The 19,862-nt window shown below is 61.8% G+C and carries 15 protein-coding genes; 2 read left to right on the top strand and 13 right to left on the bottom strand.

What is annotated here, in order from left to right; genetic code table 11:
- Positions 1 to 1,260: 1,260 nt before the first annotated feature.
- Entirely contained in the window at positions 1,261 to 1,998 is a 738-nt protein-coding gene (locus tag ACW73L_RS15005; RefSeq protein ID WP_498923144.1) for a YkgJ family cysteine cluster protein, read from the bottom strand.
- Between the two features lie 887 nt (positions 1,999 to 2,885).
- Here ACW73L_RS15005 and ACW73L_RS15000 point away from each other — a divergent pair.
- Complete coding sequence (locus ACW73L_RS15000; protein WP_498923142.1) at positions 2,886 to 4,868, top strand: hypothetical protein; 1,983 nt, start codon at positions 2,886 to 2,888, stop codon at positions 4,866 to 4,868.
- Positions 4,869 to 5,978: 1,110 nt separating this feature from the next.
- Here the strand turns inward: ACW73L_RS15000 and ACW73L_RS14995 are convergent.
- Both ACW73L_RS14995 and ACW73L_RS14990 read right to left on the bottom strand, forming a co-directional pair.
- Entirely contained in the window at positions 5,979 to 6,614 is a 636-nt protein-coding gene (locus ACW73L_RS14995; protein ID WP_498923140.1) for a hypothetical protein, read from the bottom strand.
- A gap of 74 nt (positions 6,615 to 6,688) precedes the next feature.
- Positions 6,689 to 7,069, bottom strand: a complete 381-nt coding sequence (locus ACW73L_RS14990) for a hypothetical protein (RefSeq protein ID WP_498923138.1) — start codon at positions 7,067 to 7,069, stop codon at positions 6,689 to 6,691.
- 160 nt (positions 7,070 to 7,229) lie between these two features.
- On the opposite strand from ACW73L_RS14990, the gene ACW73L_RS14985 reads away from it, so the two are divergent.
- Positions 7,230 to 8,198, top strand: a complete 969-nt coding sequence (locus ACW73L_RS14985) for an integron integrase (RefSeq protein ID WP_498923137.1) — start codon at positions 7,230 to 7,232, stop codon at positions 8,196 to 8,198.
- A 61-nt stretch (positions 8,199 to 8,259) separates the two neighbouring features.
- Here the strand turns inward: ACW73L_RS14985 and ACW73L_RS14980 are convergent, their stop codons facing one another.
- From ACW73L_RS14980 to ACW73L_RS14935, 10 genes are all read right to left on the bottom strand, one after another.
- Positions 8,260 to 8,634: an HVO_A0114 family putative DNA-binding protein gene (locus ACW73L_RS14980; protein WP_498923136.1), complete on the bottom strand. Its 375-nt coding sequence runs from the start codon at positions 8,632 to 8,634 to the stop codon at positions 8,260 to 8,262.
- 496 nt (positions 8,635 to 9,130) lie between these two features.
- A complete protein-coding gene (locus ACW73L_RS14975) occupies positions 9,131 to 9,352 on the bottom strand; it encodes a hypothetical protein (protein WP_498923134.1) in 222 nt (73 codons plus the stop codon).
- A gap of 110 nt (positions 9,353 to 9,462) precedes the next feature.
- Complete coding sequence (locus ACW73L_RS14970) at positions 9,463 to 10,629, bottom strand: toxic anion resistance protein (protein ID WP_498923133.1); 1,167 nt, start codon at positions 10,627 to 10,629, stop codon at positions 9,463 to 9,465.
- Positions 10,630 to 10,658: 29 nt separating this feature from the next.
- On the bottom strand, positions 10,659 to 11,519 hold the full coding sequence (locus ACW73L_RS14965; RefSeq protein WP_498923131.1) for a 5-bromo-4-chloroindolyl phosphate hydrolysis family protein: 861 nt from the start codon (positions 11,517 to 11,519) through the stop codon (positions 10,659 to 10,661).
- Positions 11,520 to 11,793: 274 nt separating this feature from the next.
- Positions 11,794 to 13,572: a TolC family protein gene (locus ACW73L_RS14960; RefSeq protein WP_498923129.1), complete on the bottom strand. Its 1,779-nt coding sequence runs from the start codon at positions 13,570 to 13,572 to the stop codon at positions 11,794 to 11,796.
- Positions 13,569 to 14,885 carry an HlyD family secretion protein gene (locus ACW73L_RS14955; RefSeq protein WP_498923128.1) on the bottom strand — a complete coding sequence of 439 codons (1,317 nt, stop codon included), beginning with the start codon at positions 14,883 to 14,885 and terminating at the stop codon, positions 13,569 to 13,571. Before ACW73L_RS14955 ends, ACW73L_RS14960 begins: the two co-directional genes overlap by 4 nt.
- Positions 14,882 to 17,008 carry a peptidase domain-containing ABC transporter gene (locus tag ACW73L_RS14950; RefSeq protein ID WP_498923127.1) on the bottom strand — a complete coding sequence of 709 codons (2,127 nt, stop codon included), beginning with the start codon at positions 17,006 to 17,008 and terminating at the stop codon, positions 14,882 to 14,884. The genes ACW73L_RS14955 and ACW73L_RS14950 overlap by 4 nt, the downstream gene beginning before the upstream one ends.
- A gap of 253 nt (positions 17,009 to 17,261) precedes the next feature.
- Positions 17,262 to 17,561, bottom strand: a complete 300-nt coding sequence (locus ACW73L_RS14945) for a hypothetical protein (RefSeq protein WP_139559079.1) — start codon at positions 17,559 to 17,561, stop codon at positions 17,262 to 17,264.
- A 170-nt stretch (positions 17,562 to 17,731) separates the two neighbouring features.
- Complete coding sequence (gene purT, locus ACW73L_RS14940; protein ID WP_498923125.1) at positions 17,732 to 18,931, bottom strand: formate-dependent phosphoribosylglycinamide formyltransferase; 1,200 nt, start codon at positions 18,929 to 18,931, stop codon at positions 17,732 to 17,734.
- A 298-nt stretch (positions 18,932 to 19,229) separates the two neighbouring features.
- A partial coding sequence (locus ACW73L_RS14935; protein WP_498923124.1) for a hypothetical protein occupies positions 19,230 to 19,862 on the bottom strand: 633 nt, incomplete at its 5' end.

The following is a 19,862-nucleotide window of genomic DNA, read 5'->3' as shown; positions in this document are numbered from 1 at the left end:
CTCGTGTTGGGGAAGGCCCTTCTGCACACGCCCGAACAAAGGAAACGTTTTTCGCGCCGGCGGCTGCGGTGATCCGGTCTCCACCTCACCCGGCTGCAGCGCGCAAGGTAGCGTCTGCCGTTTTCATCCCGGGTAGCGGCCTCAAATTCGTTGTTGGAGCAGATTCGCGCCTACCGCGCTGACTTGAGCGGAAAGAGAGTCACTCATTGACCCCCCAATCCATGCCCCACTGCACCGATACGGTGCCCTGCGCCATTCGAGGGTGTAGCCTTTCGCGGTCATACACTCGGTCAACTGGCGCGTGCTGAACTTGAACTCACGTTCCGCCCCAAACTCATTGTGCGTTCCCTGGGTTCCCCGAGCCTTGCAGGCCCAAAGAGCCCGCCTGGTCTGGTCAGGTGAAGTGCTCGTGAGATGGGGTCACGAGAGATAGGAGAGATAGTGTCAAGGAGAGATAGAGGAGAGATAGAGGAGAGATAGGGTCAGGTCTTTACTTCACACCTGCTGACGCGTCCAGCCAGGTGTCTTGCGTATTCCCCTCCGCGCTTTCGATTGCGTCGCGCCCGCATTCGACCGATCCCCATTGCGGCGTCGAACGCCGCCATCATGGGGGCGAAGACGCATCTGCTGCAGGCCGGCTCCGACATCCGGACCGTGCAGGAACTCCTGGGCACAACGATGTCAGCACGACGATGATCCTTCGGCGTCTCTCAGGACAGGCTCTTCGATTTCCCTCAGCACACGTTTACACCCATGTGCTGAACAGAGGCGGGAAAGGCATCCAGAGTCCTCGGGACCGGCTGGGCTGAGAGGCAGGGACGGAGCCCAGGCGCAATGGTGTCGCACTGCGATTGCAGCCGCTACCCCTTCAGTCAGCCCTTGTGGAAAGATGCATTCCGACATGAATGTCCGCGAATGGACACAGCAGCCCGCCCGACGCCGTCCGTTCGACCAGTCAGGGTTCGGCCAGCGCGCAGGCATCGGCATGCACCCGCTTGACGTCGCGGCCCAATCGCCACGCCCGTTCGTCCACTGCGAACCCGGCCTCTTCCCCGGGTCTCGTGCTGACAGGGATTCCCGTCGTTCGTACATGCAATTACAGAATCGGGATCCCTCGATAGCCGACCGCAATAGCGTCCCTTTCGACGGGACACAGGCACTCCCTGCCGACAAGACGGACTGATTCGATGACCCTGCCCGCTGGCGGACAGGGTTTGACATGAACCTTAGGGGTCCCGGCCGGCCCGGCCGGGATTGACGTCAGATGGTCTGGGCGTTGATGGCGTCGTAGGTCTGCGCCATTTCTTCCGGACTGACTTCGTCGACTTGGGCTGCGCTGAATATGTCGCCGCCATCCAGCCAGTCCTGCTCGCAACCGGGGTTACCCAGTGCGAGGCACACGGCTTGATTGAGCTCATAAAGCCCCCACGCGAGACCCGCGTCGCGCAGCGCCGATTGCATCGCGTTCTGGATCAGGCTGCGCACCGTCAGGTGTGCGGGAGAATTGGGAATCTCCTGCCGCCTTCCGGCCGCCGCCTCAACGCAGGCCTTCTCGTCGTAGGAAATATGCGCCCTACAGGCCAAGGGCCTGACAGGATAGATCACGCAGGACGCGTGTCGCAGGAACGGGCAGGGTCGACGTAGGCGGACACGCTCCGTCTCGCCCAACCCCCGAGTCACCTTGTCTGCGGCCAGCAGCCGCCCGGTCAGCGCCGCCGGCGCACCCGCGACCTGTCGGGCGATCAGCAACACCTCCGGCACGGTGGCGGTCACGCGCAGCGTGCAGCAGGTGGCACAGCCGTCGTAGCAGGCCGGAGCAGGCGCTCCGCGCGATTGCCCGGCGGCATTGACCTCGAAACTGCTGAACGCCCGCGACAACAATCCATCGATCAGATGCCGATGTCGCGCGTACTGCAACGCGGTCTGTCGAAAGGCTTGTTGATGCGCATTGAAGAACAGGACCGGGCCGTGGTCTGGGGAGGTCGCAGCGATGCTCAACTCGGTGTCTCCAGGCAGGGTGATCAGCGATACTTGAAAGGCTCGCAGCCTGCGCGCCGGCGACCCACATGGATCGCGGTTGCGTCCGACGAAGCACACGCGTCGCCCGGCCTCGTTGAGATCGCGTACGCTGGCTGCAGCCCGTATGAATGTTTATTTATAACGATCCGGACATTACCACACTTCCAGAAAGGTTGTGTATTCCCGACCGAACGCGCGCGGGAGCAGGTTGTCGGGCGGCTGCACCGAGTACCGACCGTTTGTCGTCGTGGCGCGGTCGCCGTCCGTTCACGAACGCCGCCCGAAAGCGCCCGGGTTTGGCCGAGCCCCGCCCCCCCCTGCGTCGAGCGGCTAACCGCCTCCGGCATCCGAACTCCGAGCCTCACGTGTGCGGTCGGACCGTCGTTCACGGCAGGCCCTCGGCATCGCCAGGAGAATGCGTCGCTGTCGCGCAACCGTGATTCACCGGGCCTTTCGCCATACGCCAGAGCGGCCAGGAATGCGCGGAGGGCAACCCCGGGCCACGTCCACAAACCCGCTTTTGCCTGTCCCCGTGAACAGCGGTCACTGGCTGGAAACCCATGGGATTTCTACCATCGCAGACGCAACCTTCCCAGGATGGGATACCCAAAGAGAGCGTGTAGTACGCCTTTGTTTAAAAACCGCTTACCATTTTTTGTTTGACAGACTCCCACCTTTTGGTGTGTTTTCTTCAAGCGGTCGAGAGCTTGCATTCGTTCACAGTCCCCATCCGGAGTGCAATAGGGAGGCGCGACAGCGGCACTACCCCTCGCTGGCGCCATGCACCGGGCGACGAGCTGTGGGGCCAGTTGAACGGAAACGCGGGAACGACTGCCTGTTAGTCACAAATCAAGGGAGAGTTCACTGTGTCAAGACCGATCCAACCCAAACACCTCACGGGCTCGGCAATCCTGTTCGCGTCCGCATTGTTTGCCAGCACGCAAACCGCGAGCGCAGCCCCAATCCCCAGAATGCAGATCAGGATCTATAACAGTTCCGACGATCACACCATTTTCCCTGTTCTGACGATGGGGCAGAACGAAAGGGACAAGCGCCTGCAAGCCTGGTTCAAGGTACCCAACAACCCGGACTCTCTTAAGAGCCAGCCATACCCGAGGAACAATGAGTTTCGGCTGTACATCAATCCAGCTCACGGCATTCCTCCACATGATCACGTTACGCTTATCCTTCCTCTTTTTACGAAACTTGTTCCAAAAATAGACGCCACCAAACCCGACCAGTTCGCCGACTGGTGGGACGGTGGAAATTTGCTGTTATTCGCCAGCAAAGACGGCAGCCCTCCAGAAGCGCTCACGGAAAATTACGAGAACCGACCTTCTCAGGTGAAGGTGAAGATCGACCCGTCTATAGGAGCGGCGCTGCCGACTTGTATCCGTTGTGAGCAGCAGCTGGAACCAACCGGTCTTCAGATCTACAAGGACCAGCACGGATTAGCGAACAATAACCCCTCACAGCTCCTGGAATATACGTTGGGAGCGATAGACGAAACAGCGCAACCTTATATCGAATTGAATGATCATAACGTCGATTATGACGTTTCCTATGTCAATACGGCTTATCTTCCAGCCGCCATGGGGGCTGTGCAGGATAACCCTCGGAACCAGATCGGCTATATCGGCATGATCACGCCGATCGAAGAGTTCGAGACTGCGGTGGAAAAGTTTCTAAATTCCAAACGCTTCGATGGATGGCCCAGGTTCACTCAGACCATCGGCGGGAAGACACTCACGCACAACAAGGTACCGTCGCCTCTGGAGCTTTTCGTCAGCATGCAGAACAGGGACCAGGACACGTGGCCCGTCGTTAACTTCAAGCTGCCGGATAACTACACGGCCACTCCGAAAGCGCCGGGACCAGATGGCCTACCACCCGGCTCGCTGTGGGAACCCGTCAGAGACCTCGTAACCTTGTGGCAGCGTTGCGTGGCAGGAGCCACTGACGCGATTTGTCAGAACATCGTCGCTGTGAATCAGTTGATGCAGAAGAACTATAGAAATTATATCGACCACTACCATGACAAAAAGCCAGACAAAACTTTCTACTGCGATCAGGCCAAAGATCCGGACCCGATAAACTTGAGCATTCGTCTGGGGCATGTGTACGGTTGGCAACCTTTCAATAACAACTGCCCGGCCGACTGGAATCTTCTTCAAGACACCCCAGGCTATAACGAGAACAATCACAAAGAATATGAAGTCGTCAAGAAAAAATTCGATGACTTGCAGTATTGGCCGGACAGATCTGCACCCTTCGGAAGATTCAACCCGTATTTGCTGTTGATTCACGGGAAAAGCTATTTAAATGCACCTTACGTCTACGCCTACTCGGTCGACGACGCAGTGGGCAATATGCAGGTCGATGATGCAAAGGGCTTGATCATCTCGGTGGGCGGTGATGAAGGTTTGAAAAACAAGCAGCACGCTACCTTACCCATTAATTTCGGCTATGGGTGGGGCAAGGATGACGCGGTCAAGTTCACACATTACAGTATCTGCACGGATGCCCTCGACCAGGCAGTGAATCCCAAGCACGCAGCTTTTGTAGTGTACAACGCCAAAAACCCTGCGACATGCCCGCTCTGGTTTAAGGACGACCGGGACAACCGATATACGGTCACGATCGCGAAGGGTACGCCGTTTCGTATCTATGATCCGAACACCGAAACACAGGACAAGGGCTTACCCTGGATCGACTGCAGCGGAAATGCGGATGGCTCGGTCGGAAAGGCATGGTGCGAGAACGTCTATGTCTACACCGCGGACGACGTCTTTTCCGGCGGTGAAAAATACTACGCCATCGCCGGCGCTCCGCCCCAGCGGCCGAAGTGATCTCTGGCTGAGCTGGAAATGACGCCGCTCGACCCGGTCGAAAGGGCGATCATGCCCTGGAGACCGGGGCGTGCACAGCGCACGGCGATCACTCGTGCTTCTTCGAAGTCCTCACGGGTCTCATCCGGGAAATCCTGAAAAGAACTTCGAACGTCGAAATGAGTGGATAGATCATCCGTCGATTCAGCCAGATCGTCAGCGCACCGCAGCTGCTGCACCTGGAAAGTCTGAGGTCTTGATTCGGATACTGTTGCCCGAAACCATGTTGCCGCGAGGCGGCGAGTATCAACATCCAGCCCTGCTTCGCGAACACCCGGCAACGGGGGCAGCTCAAGACCTTCAAACCATGCGACGGTTGAACGTACTCTGACATGTGGGTTGCGACCTGTTGTGACGCCTCACGTTCGAGCTCACGCCGCGGGACGTCAGTGCCATCGCGCCCCCAGCGAATGCTTGGCCATTCACGCTCAGCATCGTAGGGCGGAACCCGTGAACGGTTCCGCCTTACGGCCTTATGGAGCGCTTACCGAAGTGCGTCTGGAAACCCTCGGTCAACGCGGTCGCCTCCCGCCTGTTCGCACTTGGGTACTCATACGGAACAATGGGCAAGCTGATTCAGCGAAGATAGACCATCGCCGTCGGCTCCCAACCTCACACCGATTCGTTTCCATACAGAAAAGGAAACCCGGCTCCTATTTTCTGATCCGTGTATGCCTCCAAAGTCAAGAACTGCCCCTTGGCTTCCATTAATGTGTCCGTGAGAAATAATAGGCATATAAAAACAGGTATAACGTCTGTATACAGGACGGTACTCGCCAGGCCGGTGACGCCTGAAATTAATGGCGAAGCACGGCCGCGTCTGGAGACAATGCATCATTGAATAGGTACTTTAGAGCCTGGAGTTTTGGTTGCCGTTCGGGCGGGTTACCTTTAGCTTAAGGAAACGAGCATCGTAGGGCGGATGCCCGCGGGGCGATCCGCCAAAATCCAACGCTGCTATAACCGCCGCCGCGGCCTGAAAAAACGCAATGAACCCAGCCAGGCAGCACAACTACCCTACATCATCCGGCGGAACACGCGAACGGTTCCACCTTACGGCCTTGTTGGACCTCACCGGAGCATAGCTCGCAGGAAGTCACCCATTGAGTACCAGTTACGTGCTATACAGATGATGCCGACTACCAAGGGGATTGCCCAGTCGACCGCATAGATTCTAAATAGCTGGGTGTAGTTGTGCCTCTGTGCCCTGGCCTTCAATTTGGCAATGTCGCTCTTGTATTCGCTGATCGCCTGATCCGCTTCAGAGCAGACATCGTCAATTACGCCTCTCTGGCTCTTGACTGCATTAACAACTGAATCCTCGTTGCTGGTCATCTTCGCGCGGATGTAGCCAAGCTGATCCATCGTGCGGCGCGTGTACCCAGACACCTCCCTCAGGCGATCCCCTTGAGTTTTGTGTATTACGGAATAATAGTTTAGACGCCAAGCCATATGATCGATCACTGCATAAGTGGTGAACGAAAGCAATTCGTATGCGGCGATGAGTGAAATGGCGCCGATGGCAATTGATGCGGTGGCCGCGTCATTGAGGTCAATGCCAAAAACGTCAGTAAGCTTTAGCGCATGTGCCGACAAAACAATACCAATAGAGGCTGCAATCAGAAGATTGCGTCGTACAGCGCGAGTAGTTTCAGAAAACTGGTCATTCAGCCTTCTGGCGTTAAGATCGGTAACTGAGTCATTCATTGACGGTGAGGTTTAACGTTTGAATTCACCGGCGTTGCGCGGCTTTATCGCGCGGTGTCCGGTGGTATGATGGGTTAGCCATTTTCTTGCAGCCATTGACATTGCTCAATGATAACGTCGAGGTTGATCGTCCGAGGACGCATTGCGGCACGCTTCCACTCACGCGGATCTGCCCAGCCCAAAGCCTTTAGCTGAGCTGATAAATACAGTTCATAGTCATATTCGCTGATGGCCATCGCTGCGTACTGCCACTTATGTGACAACTCCCGCTCCTGTGGCCTAGAAGGCTCGTGCCCTTGGCTCAACTCATACAGATAGGCTTTCGTTGCCACCACAGCATCCATCGTTAGCCGGAGAGCTTCCCTCCTGTATTGGAGCCTCTCGGCACACTCGTTCTTTCTTTCGCCCCACAGTCGGATGGCATCGACGAGTGCAGAAAATGCTTCAGCGATCATGTTCGTCCTCGAGATGGCAAACGTGTAGTAGACACCCCAAACGGCGCAACTCGTTGCCCCACACGGGGCGTGTAAGACGATTCCTGTCCTGAAAACTGTCGGCTTTTCATATGCGTACCATCCTTAGCGAGCTTCTGGCTTTTTTATACACCTTGCGACCATGGCCAACAAGACGGGGTTCCTCGTTCAGGTTAGGGACCGGATCCGGCTGAAGCATTACAGCCTGCGGACCGAACAGGCCTACATGCAATGGATACGCCGGTACATACTGTTCCATGGGAAACGCCACCCGAAAGACATGGGTGCGCCGGAGGTCGAGGCGTTTCTGTCTCATCTGGCGACGGAGCGCAAGGTATCCGCATCGACACAGACTCAGGCGCTTTCCGCGCTGCTCTTCCTGTATCGAGAGGTGCTGGGAATCGAGCTGCCCTGGCTCGACAATCTCGTCCGGGCCAAGAAGCCGGAACGACTGCCGGTGGTGCTGACGGTGGCCGAAGTGGCGGCCGTCCTCGGGAAGCTGGAAGGCAGGAATGCCCTGATGGCCAATCTGCTCTATGGCTCGGGTCTCCGACTGATGGAGTGCCTGCGCCTTCGGATCAAGGACATCGATTTCGGGATGCGGCAGATCACCGTCCGGGACGGCAAAGGCTTCAAGGACCGCGTCACAATGCTGCCGGATTCGGTGATCGAATCCCTGCAACGCTATCTGGAGAAGGTCAGGGAATTACATCAGGCCGATCTCGGTGCGGGTTTCGGGGAGGTTTACTTGCCGTATGCGTTGGCACGCAAATATCCGTCCGCCGGCCGCGAATGGGGCTGGCAGTATGTCTTCCCTTCCAGCAAACGGTCGATCGATCCCTATTCCGGCGTCGAGCGCCGCCACCATCTCGACGAAAAGGTCTTGCAACGCGCGGTCAGACAGGCCGTACGCGATGCGGATCTAACCAAGCCGGCCTCGTGCCATACCCTGCGCCACTCATTCGCGACGCATTTGCTGCAAGCCGGCCACGACATCCGCACCGTGCAGGAACTGCTGGGCCACAAGGACGTCAGCACTACCATGATTTACACCCACGTGCTGAACAAGGGCGGCAAAGGCGTGCAGAGTCCGCTGGACCGGCTGGGCTGAGCGGCCACGACCGGAGCCCCGGCGCACCGGGATCGCACTGCCGATTCCAGCCGCGACCCGTTCAGGCAGCCCGCGTGGACAGATGCATGTCGACATGGATGTCCGCGTATGGACAAAGCAGCCCGCCGGAAGCCGTCCGTTCGATCAGTCCGAGTTCGGCCAGCACGCAGACATCGGCATGAACCCGCTTCACGTCGCGGCCCAGTCGTCGCGCCAGTTCCCGCACGGCCATCTCGCCTCCTTCCGCCTGCAACGCATGGACGATGGCCCAGCGCTTCTCTGTCAACTTGCCGAAAAATGCGCCCGGCGACTCGAAGTTGAGTCTTTCGCCCTGGTAAGTCCCATCACTCAGCCCTTCCATTGCATGCTGCGCCGCGGTTCGCAGCGCACTGCGCCAGTCCGACTGCAGCGTGATAGTCAGACGTCTTGGGTTCATGGCGCCCTCCGCTTCTCGATTTCGGCAATGAAGTCTTCGATAAATCGTTCCAGACTCTGAAACCGGCAGGGGTGCTCCACCCCGTCTCATTGGTCAGTCCGCGGATCAGTGCACGCAAATGGGAAAGGTGCCGTGGGTATATCAGAATAAAGTGAGGCTTTCGGAATCTATCGTGTTTCCGCAGCTCCAGATCCCACGCGGAGCAGGTCGATAACCGCCCCGATGACTCTGTCCCGCGAAGCAGGCATGAGGTTTCCGATCACGGCTTCAAACAAGGCATCACTGGCAGTGAAAAGCTTGCCTGGTCTTGCATAGCTGACCACACGGAGTGAACCCTCCGCAAAGTCGTCATTTGTAATCTGCACGGCAAGCGGGTCGGCGTAGGGTCGACTGGTGATCTGACACAAGACCCAGTCGGCTCGCCCTGCGTACGCGAGAGCGAGCGCTGGGCGAAGTTTCGCTTGCGAAAGGTCGGAAAAGGGAAATCGGACAAGAACTACTGCTTCCGCTGCAGATGCGACCAAGCTTGATCATCCTCGGGTGAGCTCCAGTCTGCGAGTGCGGCCTCGCTCGCAAGGGCCTCCTCGTTGGCAAGACGCGGCCGCGGCTCTTCATCCAGGATCGTCACCAACGCTCGATGCCGGCTATCGAGCACGATGGCCTCGAGTAGGGTCACCTGCCCCTGTACATCGATCACTGCTTCAACGGTGCGAACCATCCTCATACCCATCGTTCGAACGAGCCTCAAGCCACCGCTCGATGCGTTGCTCGGCCCAAAAATCGACATGTCTCGGCCGCCGTTTGTCCGGCAGCGCGATCAGTCGCGCCTCAAACCCCCGTGCGCGCGCTGGCCGACGCTAGGGCCTGGCGCAGTTCGCTTTCGCATTGTTCGAGCTGGACCACCGCTTCGGCGCGGCGGCGCTTGCCTTCGTCGGCGATCTGCAGGCTTTCCTGGATCGTCGCGATCAGGGTCTGGTTCGCCTTCTTGACCGACTCGATGTCGAACACGCCGCGTTCGATCTGCTTGCGCGCCTCCGAGGTCGCCATCTTCAGGTTCTCGGCATTGGCTTCGAGCAGGTCATTGGTCAGGTCGGTCGCGGCGCGGACGGTCTTCGCGGCCTCGCCCGAGCGGAAGATGGTCACAGCCGTCGCGAGCTGCTGACGCCACAGCGGAATCGTGTTGACCATCGTCGAGCTGATCTTGTTGACCAGTCCCTTGTCGTTCTCCTGCACCAGACGGATGCTCGGCAGGCTTTGCATGGTCACCTGACGCGTCAGCATCAGGTCGTGCACGCGCCGCTCCAGGTCGTCGCGGGCCGAGCGCAGATCGCGCAGTTGCTGGGCTTCGATGACCTGATCGCTGGCTGCAACCTGCGCGGCCAGCGCCGGAATCGTCTGCTCGTCCAGCTCGCGCAGTTTCTCCTGACCGGCGGCGATGTAGACCTCCAGCATCCGGAAGTAGTCGAGATTGGCCTCGTACAGCTTGTCCAGCGCGGTGATGTCGGTCAGCAGCTTCGTCTTGTGCGTTTCGAGCTTGTCGGTGATCGTGTCGATCTGCTTGCGGACGGTCTCGTACTGCTGGATGAACTTCACCAGCGGCTTGGCCTTGCCGAACATCCGATCGAAGAAGCCGGGTTTCTTGTTCGGATCGAACTCGTCGACGTCGAAACCGCGCAGGGTCGCAACCATTTCGTTCAGTGCCCCGCCTGCCGTGCCGCCGATATCCTTGTTCTTGACGCCTTCCAGCATGCTTTCCGATACGGTCGTCAACTGCTGCTGGGCCTTGCTGCCGAAGAACATGATCGAGCGGGAATCGCCGAAGTCGATCTCCTTCATGACGTTCTCGATCGCGGCGCGCTTCTCGGGATCGGCCTCGACATAAGTGACCGGCTTGGCCTGGACGCCGGGCACGATCTCACCGGCCGACGGCGTCGGTTCGATCACGGCGGGCATGGCCACCTCGGTGGCGACGGCGATGGGTTTCTGGTCCGACATGGGCTTGCTCCTGAGATCGTTATCGGGTGCTACATGATGCCTTCGCGCTTGAGCTGCGTCGCGAGCACTTCCATCTGCACGTCCAGATCGAACACGTCATTGTCGATCAGCTTCTTGCGCTGTTCCTGGAAGGTGTCCTCGATCGCGACGAGAACATTGCGGAAATTGTCGTCGAGTTGCTCGGAGCCGGCATGGGTGTGCGTCTTCGCGTAACCGGTCACGACCTTTTCGACCCCGTCCAGATAGACGTTCAGGAATTTCTTCGAGCGCCGCACATCGCGCGGGTCTTCGGACAAGTCGTTCAGGATGTCCTTCGCCAGCGTGGAGATCCGCGTCAGCCGCGTATTCAGCTCGGGGTTGCGAATCGCCTTGCCGGCCTTCTCGATCCCGAACACACGCTGCTGGGCGTCTTCGAGCAGGCGGAGGATCTCCTCACGGTCGATACCTTCGATATCGGGCAGGATGGCCTGCACCGAACGCGGCTCGAAACCATAGGCCAGATACATGCCGAGCAGCGCGCCGAGACCGAACAGCACCGACACCGTAAGCGTATGACCGGCGCCAAACCAGGCCAGGCCGGCGGTCGCTGCTGCCGTGATCAGCGCCGAGATCGTTTTCAGCGGACGAAACGGACGCACGAGCTTCTGGGTGCGCTGCGCATGTTCGTTGCGGAACCCGCGGCGCAACAGCACGAAGGCCAGCAGCAGTGCGGCCAGGCCGGCCGCATTGGCGACGATGCCCGGCAGATTGTTGCGGGCCAACGAGATCATCGTCGCCGGAATCGCCGGCAGCGCGCACAGGAACAGCAGCCAGCCGCGCATGGCCAGCACCACCTCGGACCAGCTTTTCGGCAGCTTCTCGCGCCACTCGTCCAGCGTCTTCTGGTCCATCAGGGAGCTCCCGGTGCTTTCGAGCCCGCGCGGCCGGGTAGCTGCTGGCCCGACGGGTTCTCAGTCTGCGGCCCGGAATTCAACAGAGATTGACAGGTCGCCAGACCCACAGTCGCCAGTACGATCAACAAGCCGAGAATACGCCACACCGTCGTTCACCCTGCCTCGCTTTCGCCACACCAAACCCGAGCCCGCCCCATGCGCCGGCCCGGGGCTCGAATCGCCGCAACTTTACCATGCCGTGCTTGCGAGACAAGCGAATGGCCACCGGCCCCTAGTCCGTCCTGATCTCACGCGACGGCGTCCGCGGAATGCCTTCGAAATCGACGCGGCTGTAGCCGAGCAGGGTGCCGGTCGCGAAGGACAGGTCGATCAGGGCGATCTGGTAATCCGTGACCGCGCGGATCTCGCGCACCTGCGCATCGCCGAGCCGGGTCAGGGTCTCCAGTACTTCGGTCATGGTCCGCAGGCCCTCGTTGAACTGCTTCAGTTCGGCATCGTAGTTGATGCCGGCGACCAGCACGTTCTGGCGGGCCGCAACGATGCGCTGCCAGTTCTGCTGCAGCGTGTCGAGCGCATCGTAAATCTCGCGCTGTACCGTCAGCTCCCGCAGCTGCCGTGTCGTCAGCCGCTGCAGCCGCTCGTTGACGGCCCGCTCCAATCGCGCCAGCCGCTGTTCATTACCGATCGGGTATTCCATGCGCAGGCCGACCGACCAGTCGGAAAAGTCGCCCGAAAACGCCTGGCCAATCGCGCCTTCGAACGAATTGGTGTTCCGGCCCAGCGAGGCGTAGCTGTAGTCGAGCATGAACAGCGGCAGCGTCTGGTTGCGCAGGTAATCGACCTTCGTCAGGTCGGCCGCGAGCTTCAGCTCCAGTTCCAGCAGTTCCAGCCGCTGCGCCTGCGCCTGTTTGACGAGCTGGTCGCGGTCGAAATCGAAGCTGACCAGCGTCGGGCGCGTGGTCGGCACGAGGATGGTCGCAGAATCCATCTTCAGATTCGCATCGTTCATCAGCAGCTTCAGCTGACGCTGGCGCAACTTCAGGCTGGTCTCCGCGACGATGACCGACTCCATACGCTCAGTGACACCGACCTCCGCGCGCTTCGATTCGATCGCGGCAACCAGCCCCTCGGCGACGCGGCGCTTGACCATCGCCAGGTTATTGGACGCGTATTCGTACTGCTGGCGCCGGACGTCGAGTTCGCCCCAGGCCTGATAGACCGCCCAGTAGGCCCGGTCGATCGTCGCCAGGATGCGGATCGCCTGCAGCCGGGTCTTGACGTCGACCACCTGCTGCTCGTAGCGGGCGATACGGATGGGCGCGACGTTGGCATCGACGCCGGCCGCGCGCAGCAGCGGCTGGCTGATCGAAAAGCGCAGGGCACTGCGGTACTGGTTCGATGGCACACCGCGGTACATCTCCTTTTCGTCCAGCGGGGTGCTCAGCGTGACCGTGCCGCCCGTGCGCAGCGGAATCGTCACGCCGGCATCCAGTTCCAGCAGATCGGTCAGCTGCGCGATCTCGGTCAGCTTGGCGATCTGGCTGTCGATCGGCTCATTCTGGTTGGGCGTCTGGAACTGGACGACTTCCATGTTGTTCGGCGGCGTGTCCTTGCGCGTGTACTTGGCGCGCGCGAAGATCAACTCGTTGAAGCGCCCCTCCTCCTCGGTCACGAAAGTCGCCGCCATGGCCGGATCGACCTTCGCGATTTCCAGATCGAGGTTGTTGTGCAGCGCCGCGCCGCGCACGTCGGCAATCGTCAGCTGGCGGGTCCGCTCCGGGGACTGCCTGGCCTCACCCCCCGGCTTCGGCGGCGGGCTGGTCGGCGGCAAGCCGTCCGGCGTCTCCTCCTTCATCCGTTTGAGGCTTTCCTCCACCGTCTCCGGCTTGCGCTTGGTCCACTTGAAGACCGGCATGCCCTCGGACTGGTCAAGACGGTCGCGCACCGTCCGGTCCAATACTGGATCGATGGGCGCGTTCCACGCGGCGCAGCCGGCGATCGCCGCGCCCAGGGTCAGCGCCGCCAGCCCGTTCGAAGCTCGTTCCCTCATTTCAGCGTCTTGCGTGCCAGATCCGGTTGCCGCACGTCGTCGGGGAACACTGGCGGGAAGCCATTCAGCTGCCGCCAGATTTCATAGGCCAGACTGACCCGGTTCAACAGCACCCAGCCCTTGGTGCGCACGCCCTGGCGCAAGAACCGCCCCGACGGCCACGTCGCCTGCCCCTCGTCCGGCAGGATCATGACGCGGAATTTTCCCTTGCCGTCATCGGTCGCATCGACATAGGCGACCGTGCCGCCGAAAGTCCCGATTGCCACCTCAGGCCAGGCGACGAACTGGACGGCAGGCCACCCCTCGAACTGCAGTCGGGCATGACGCCCGGGCGTGATCAGCGGCGCATCGTTGCCGTCCACCCACAGCTCCACGGCGCGCGCCTCGGTATCGGGGATCAGGGTCAACAGTGCCTCCCCTTGCTGGATCAACATGCCTTCGGTGTTGGCCGAAATACGGAACACGGCACCGTCGCGCGGCGCGTAGACCGTCTGGGACTGCTGTCGCGACACGTCGACGTCGCTTTTCACCAGGCTCACGCGGGCGTCCTGCAGCTCGCTCTCGGTCTTGTTGGCCGAGGCTTTGGCGGAATCGATCCGCGACTGGGCCTCCGTCGCAATCCGCTGCAGGTCGACCTCGGCCGCCCGCAATTCGGCGTCCGCCGATTTCAGGTTGGCCTCGGCACTTTTCAGGCCACGCAAGGCTACGGTCTCGTCACGCTCAGCCACTTCGTAATCCCGTTGCGACACCAGCCCGTCGTTCAATAGGCGCCGGAAGCGCTCGCGCTGCGCCTTGGCCGCGTACAACGTGGCCCGCGCCGACTCCACCGCCTCGCTAGCCGCCTGCACCCGTTGACGAGACACGTCGAGGCGCTGTCGGGCCGTCGTGATCTGCAAGTCGCGGGTCGCTTCGAGATTGGCGATCTGCAGCCGGTAGCTGCGCAATTCCTGATCCTTGGCGGCAAGCTTGTTGGCGGCGGCTGCCCGCTGCTCCGCGAGTCGGGCGGCGTAGTTCTGGTCGACGTCGCTGAGTTCGACCAACAGATCGCCGGCCTTGACCTTCGCGCCCTCCTGCACGAACCAGCGCTTGATGCGCCCGCCCACCGGCGACTCGACCAGCTGCCGCCGCTCCAGCGGCGCATAAGCCGAAACATAACCGGTCCCCATGATGTTTTGCTGCCACGGGATCCATAGCGTCAGCAACGGACCGATCACGAAGATCCACGCGAAGACGCGGGCGGTACGGCTGACGTGTCGCGGTGTCTGAACCGACGCCAGTGCGGACAGCCGGGCACGATACTCGTAGGTTTTCATGACCCTCCGGCGTCCGTCGCGCTGCCCGTGGCCGGACGCGCCGGTGCCAGCCGCACCGTGCGCTGGCACAAACGGGCCACGTTTTCGCTACGGGTGAGTACCAGCACCGTTCCGCTGTGGTCTTCCGAAAACACGACCTGCGCCGCCCTCGCGCGCGACGCGGCATCGAGATCATCGAGCAACCCGTCGATGATCAACACCATCGGCCGGGCGGCGACCGCACGCGCCAGCATCAGGCCGCGTGCCTGCCCGCTCGATAGCGGCGCGCCGTTCGGCCCGATGGACGTGTTCAGGCCATCCGTAAGATCGGCGAACTCGCTTTCCAGACCCAAGGCCCGCAACACCTCGACGACGCGATCCAGGCTCATGTCTTCCCGCCCGACGCGGACATTCTCGACGATCGTATCCTCGACGATCTCGACGCGGCCGACGACGGCAATCCGCTCCCGGAGCGCCTCCAGCCGGATGTCCCGGAGATCCAGCCCGTTGAACTCGATGCGCCCGCTGGTCGGCTGACGCAGTCCGCACAGCAAGTCCGCCAGCGTGCTCTTGCCTGCGCCGTGAGGTCCGAGAATCGCCACGCGCTCACCCGGGGCGATTGCGGCGGTCACCTTCGCCAGGACCGTGGGCCCGTGTTCGTAGGCAAAGCTCACCTCCACCAGATGCACCGAGGCACCCGCCGCACCGCGCTCGGGATAGGCTTCCCCATGCTCTCGTTCCAGCGGCAGATCGATCAGGTGGCCCAGCTTGTCGACGCCGGCCATCAGGTCGTAGAACGATTCCAGCTGCTTCCCGAATTTCGCGAACGAGGATAGCACCGCAGACACGATCAGCTCGGCTGCGACGAGCTGTCCGACGCTGAGCTGCTGATCGACGACCAGCAAGCCGCCGATGGCCAGCAGCGAAGTCCCGGCGATCGCATGCAGACTGACGGCGCCGATGACCTGCCGGATCAAGACCCGGAAGTGGCTGCTGCGGGCAGCGAGATAGCTGTGAGCCAGCGCGTCGGCGCGGGCGCGGGCCAGGGACGGACCGCGGTTGAGCTTGAACGTCAGCATGTTCCGCGCGATCTCCTCGAGCCACGCGACCACCGCGTATTTCGCGCGCGACTCGGCGATCGCCGTCGGGACGGCGTTGCGTCCGAGCACGAACACGACGAACACGATGCTGATCAGGAGCATCACGTCGAACGCCAGCAGGACCGGATGATAGAAGGCCAGTACCACGAGGCCGATGATCGCCTGCAGCACGGTCGCGACGCCTTCCAGCAGCAGCGTGGCGCCCGCCTTTTGCACCGTCAGCACGTCGAAGAAGCGGTTGACCAGCTCGGCGCCGTGATTCCGGTCGTAGATCTCGCAGCGCACGTGCGGCAGCCGGTACGCCAGATCGGCGGCGACGCGCACGAAAATCCGGCGCTGCACGAGTTCCACGAGATAGCTCTGCATCACGTGAATCGCCCCGGAGAAGGACAGAAAGACGAACAACAGGATCGCCAACACAACGACCGGCTGGAACACCCCGCCCATCGCCACGGTATTGACCAGCGCCTGCACCGCCACCGGCGTCGCGAGGCCGAGCAGACCAACGCCGAAGGCAAAGGCAAGAACCAGCAACAGGTCGGGACGTTCGGGTTTCAGCAACCCGAAGAGGCGGCGCAGCGGCGGCAGATGAGCGTCGTCGCCATGCCCATGGTGGGCGGCGGCGGCCAGCGGGTGCAGCGGCTCGGCCACCAGCCACGCGCTGGATTGGGCCACCCCAAGCCCCAGCAGTGCGGGCAGCTTGCGTAGCGATACCCGACGCTGCGACAAGCCTTGTGCGCCGACGAGCGTGACGCGCACCGCGCCGCCGCGGAACCCGCGCAGCACGGCCCAGCCGTCACCGAACGGCCGGATCAACGGAACCCCCGGACCGCATATTCCGACCGCCTCGTCGATCGTCAAGGACCATTCGCCGAAGTGAATGCCCAGCGTCTTGCCGTGAATCCGGAGTCGTTCCTCCCAATCGGCATCGGGCGCCACTGGCGGCGGGTGCGCGGCCCCCACGGTATCAGGCGCACCATCCGGCGCCAGCGACATGATGTCGCGCAGGTGTTCGAAGAGGAAATTGTCGGCAGCGCTGGACATGCTTTCAGCCGGCAGTATCGGATTTTTTCCGGGCTAGCGGTGTCGCCGCTCTGTCGAGGGCGGCCATTTCGGGAGCTTGGCTAGCTGGATGACCCTGCTGCACGCCGCAGCACGCGGGTCAAATGACGGAATTTCGTTCGACAAGCGGATATTCGGACAGGACTCGAACCAGCCTCTCGGCGGGACGATACCCGATGTTGACTGCGGGTCACAAGACCGCGCCCGACAGTTCGAGCGCGGTTCCGATCCGTTCTCAGGCCGGTGCCTTGCTCCGCGTCAGCACGAACTGGTAGACGAGAAACGCGCAAATGGCGCCGAACAGTATCCATGAGTGGCCGATCAGAAAGGAGCCCATACCCGTGCGATCGGTAGTACCGCGCATCGAGCCCATATAGGGTCGTGACACCAGAAACATCCAGGCCCAGGCTGGAACCTGGTAAGCGATAGCGCCAGCGATGGCCCATTGTATGCTCGGCAAGCCCTTTCGCTCGGCAGTCTTGTAGTACCAGAGGGCAAACCCCGCGGTTAGCAGCATCGACAGGAATAGTGGCATGTAAGCTCTCCCCTTTGTATTGATTTATCTTCGAGAGATGTTTCAGAAAGTCAAATGTCCATCCGGTCGCCGACCAATCCCTCAGCCGCACCGCCGGAACGGCGGACGGTCGCGCGGTCGGAGAGTGTAACGCCCGGAGGGCACCCTTTGTCAGTCCACGAAACCAAAGGCTAAGTTCCCGGCACCGGCCGTATGCAGGATGCTGCCCGCACCGCGATCGCCCGCGCCGCCGTGGCGGTGTCCGCCGCCGCCAGCGCCACCCCCATGCGGCGGTTGACGTGCGACACCGACTTGCCGAACAGACGGACCTCGGTGCGCGGCAGGGACAGCGCGGCGGCAAGGCCTTCGTACGCAATGCCGTCGGCCTCGATGCCACCGTAGATCACCGCGCTGGCGCCCGGCTGGCGCAGCGCGGTATCCACCGGCAAACCCAGAATGGCCCGCGCGTGCAGTTCGAACTCGTTCTGGGCCTGCGTGATCATCGTGACCATGCCGGTGTCGTGCGGACGGGGACTCACCTCGCTGAACCAGACCCCGTCGCCGGTCACGAACAGTTCGACACCGAACAGGCCGGCCCCACCAAGGCCATCCGTGACCGCATGCGCGATGCGCTGGGCTTCGGCCAGCGCGGCGATGGTCATGGTCTGCGGCTGCCAGCTCTCGACGTAATCGCCATTAACCTGACGGTGCCCGATCGGCTCGCAGAACGAGGTGACGATGGCTCCGTCGGGGCCAACCGCCCGTACCGTCAGCAGTGTGATCTCGAAATCGAACTCGACCTGACCCTCGACGATCACCGGGGCATTCTTCACCCGTCCCGCGGACTCGGCATGAGCCCAGGCTGCCGGTATCTCCGCTGCCGACGTGACCCGCGACTGGCCTTTGCCGGACGAGGACATGACCGGCTTGACGAAGCACGGAAAACCGACCCGCGCAGCCCCGGCCTGCAGTTCCTCGAGCGAGGAAGCGAACGCATAGGGTGACGTCGGCAGCCCGAGTTCCTCGGCGGCAAGGCGGCGGATACCTTCGCGGTTCATCGTCAGCTGAGCGGCTCGCGCCGTCGGGATCACCCGAGCCAGACCTTCCTGCTCGATCTCGCACAGCGCCGCGGTCGCGATGGCTTCGATCTCCGGCACGATCAACTGCGGACGCTCCCGCTCGACGAGTTCCCGGAGCGCCGCGCCGTCGGTCATGTCGATCACATGGTGGCGGTGGGCAACCTGCTGCGCCGGTGCGTTGGCGTAGCGGTCGACGGCAATGACCTCGACGCCGTAGCGTTGCAACGAGATCGCGACCTCCTTGCCGAGTTCACCGCTGCCGAGCAGCATGACGCGCGTCGCGCCGTCGGTCAGCGCGGTTCCGATTTTCATGACGCAACTCCTGAAATCTGGCTGGGACGTCCGCTCGACAGCCGCGGGCGTTCGTGGCAGGCACTTGTCCGCACGGCCGGCTCGCGCAATCGTGCTCAGTCGCCAGGCCAAGAGCGGAACGAAGTGCCTAGTATCAGCGCTTACGGGATCCAGCGATACCCCGCCGACTGGGCGACACCTTAAAGACCAGTTGTCTCTTAGGCACGCGGAAATCGAGCAATGAGCTTGGCGACAACCGGCATCACCAAGCCGGCGAGCACCATGGCAGCCGGCAAGAGACGCGCCACGCACCCACTGTTTACGACGGATCGAAGCGGCTGAGGGAGGGTTCGGCCACGCCCAGGGCCGGATCGATGCGCGGCTGACCGGTGCTGCTGTCCAGCAGCGGCGTGTAGTTCGCCGCGAAGATGCTGCGCCAGTAATCCACCGCCAGATGCGGGATATTCGTGCCCGGACTGTTGGTCGCCAGCGGCGTGCCATTGGGCTGGTACACGTCGATCCGATAGTCCGCCACCGCCGATCCGTCGCCCTGGTAGGACAGCAGGTAGATCTGACCGGCCCCGTCCACCGCCACGTCCAGATACGTCGCCGAGGCCGAAAGCGGCAAGGTGAACGCCGCCGGCGTCGCGGTGCCGAAATACCGCACCGGGTTCCCGTTCAGGTCGAACGCCGCCAGTTGCGAAGCCCCTGCCTCCAGCACGAGGATGGTCCCTGGATTGGTCACCGCCACCGCCGTCGGCGAGGACAGCAAGCCGATCTCCGTGCCCGGACCGGCGCTATACGCCGCCTGCGGCGGCAGCGGCGTCCCCGCCGGCAGCACGTGCCCCAGACGCCCACTGTCGGTGTGAATCGCCACCACCCGCCCGGACGAGTGCAGGGCCGCCGCCGACACCGGCAGCAGGAACTCGCCCAGCGAGGTCGTCGGATCCCA

Source organism: Methylolobus aquaticus (assembly GCF_054172105.1).
The sequence above is the reverse complement of the archived record's forward strand: the minus strand, read 5'-3'. Positions and strand labels throughout refer to the sequence as shown.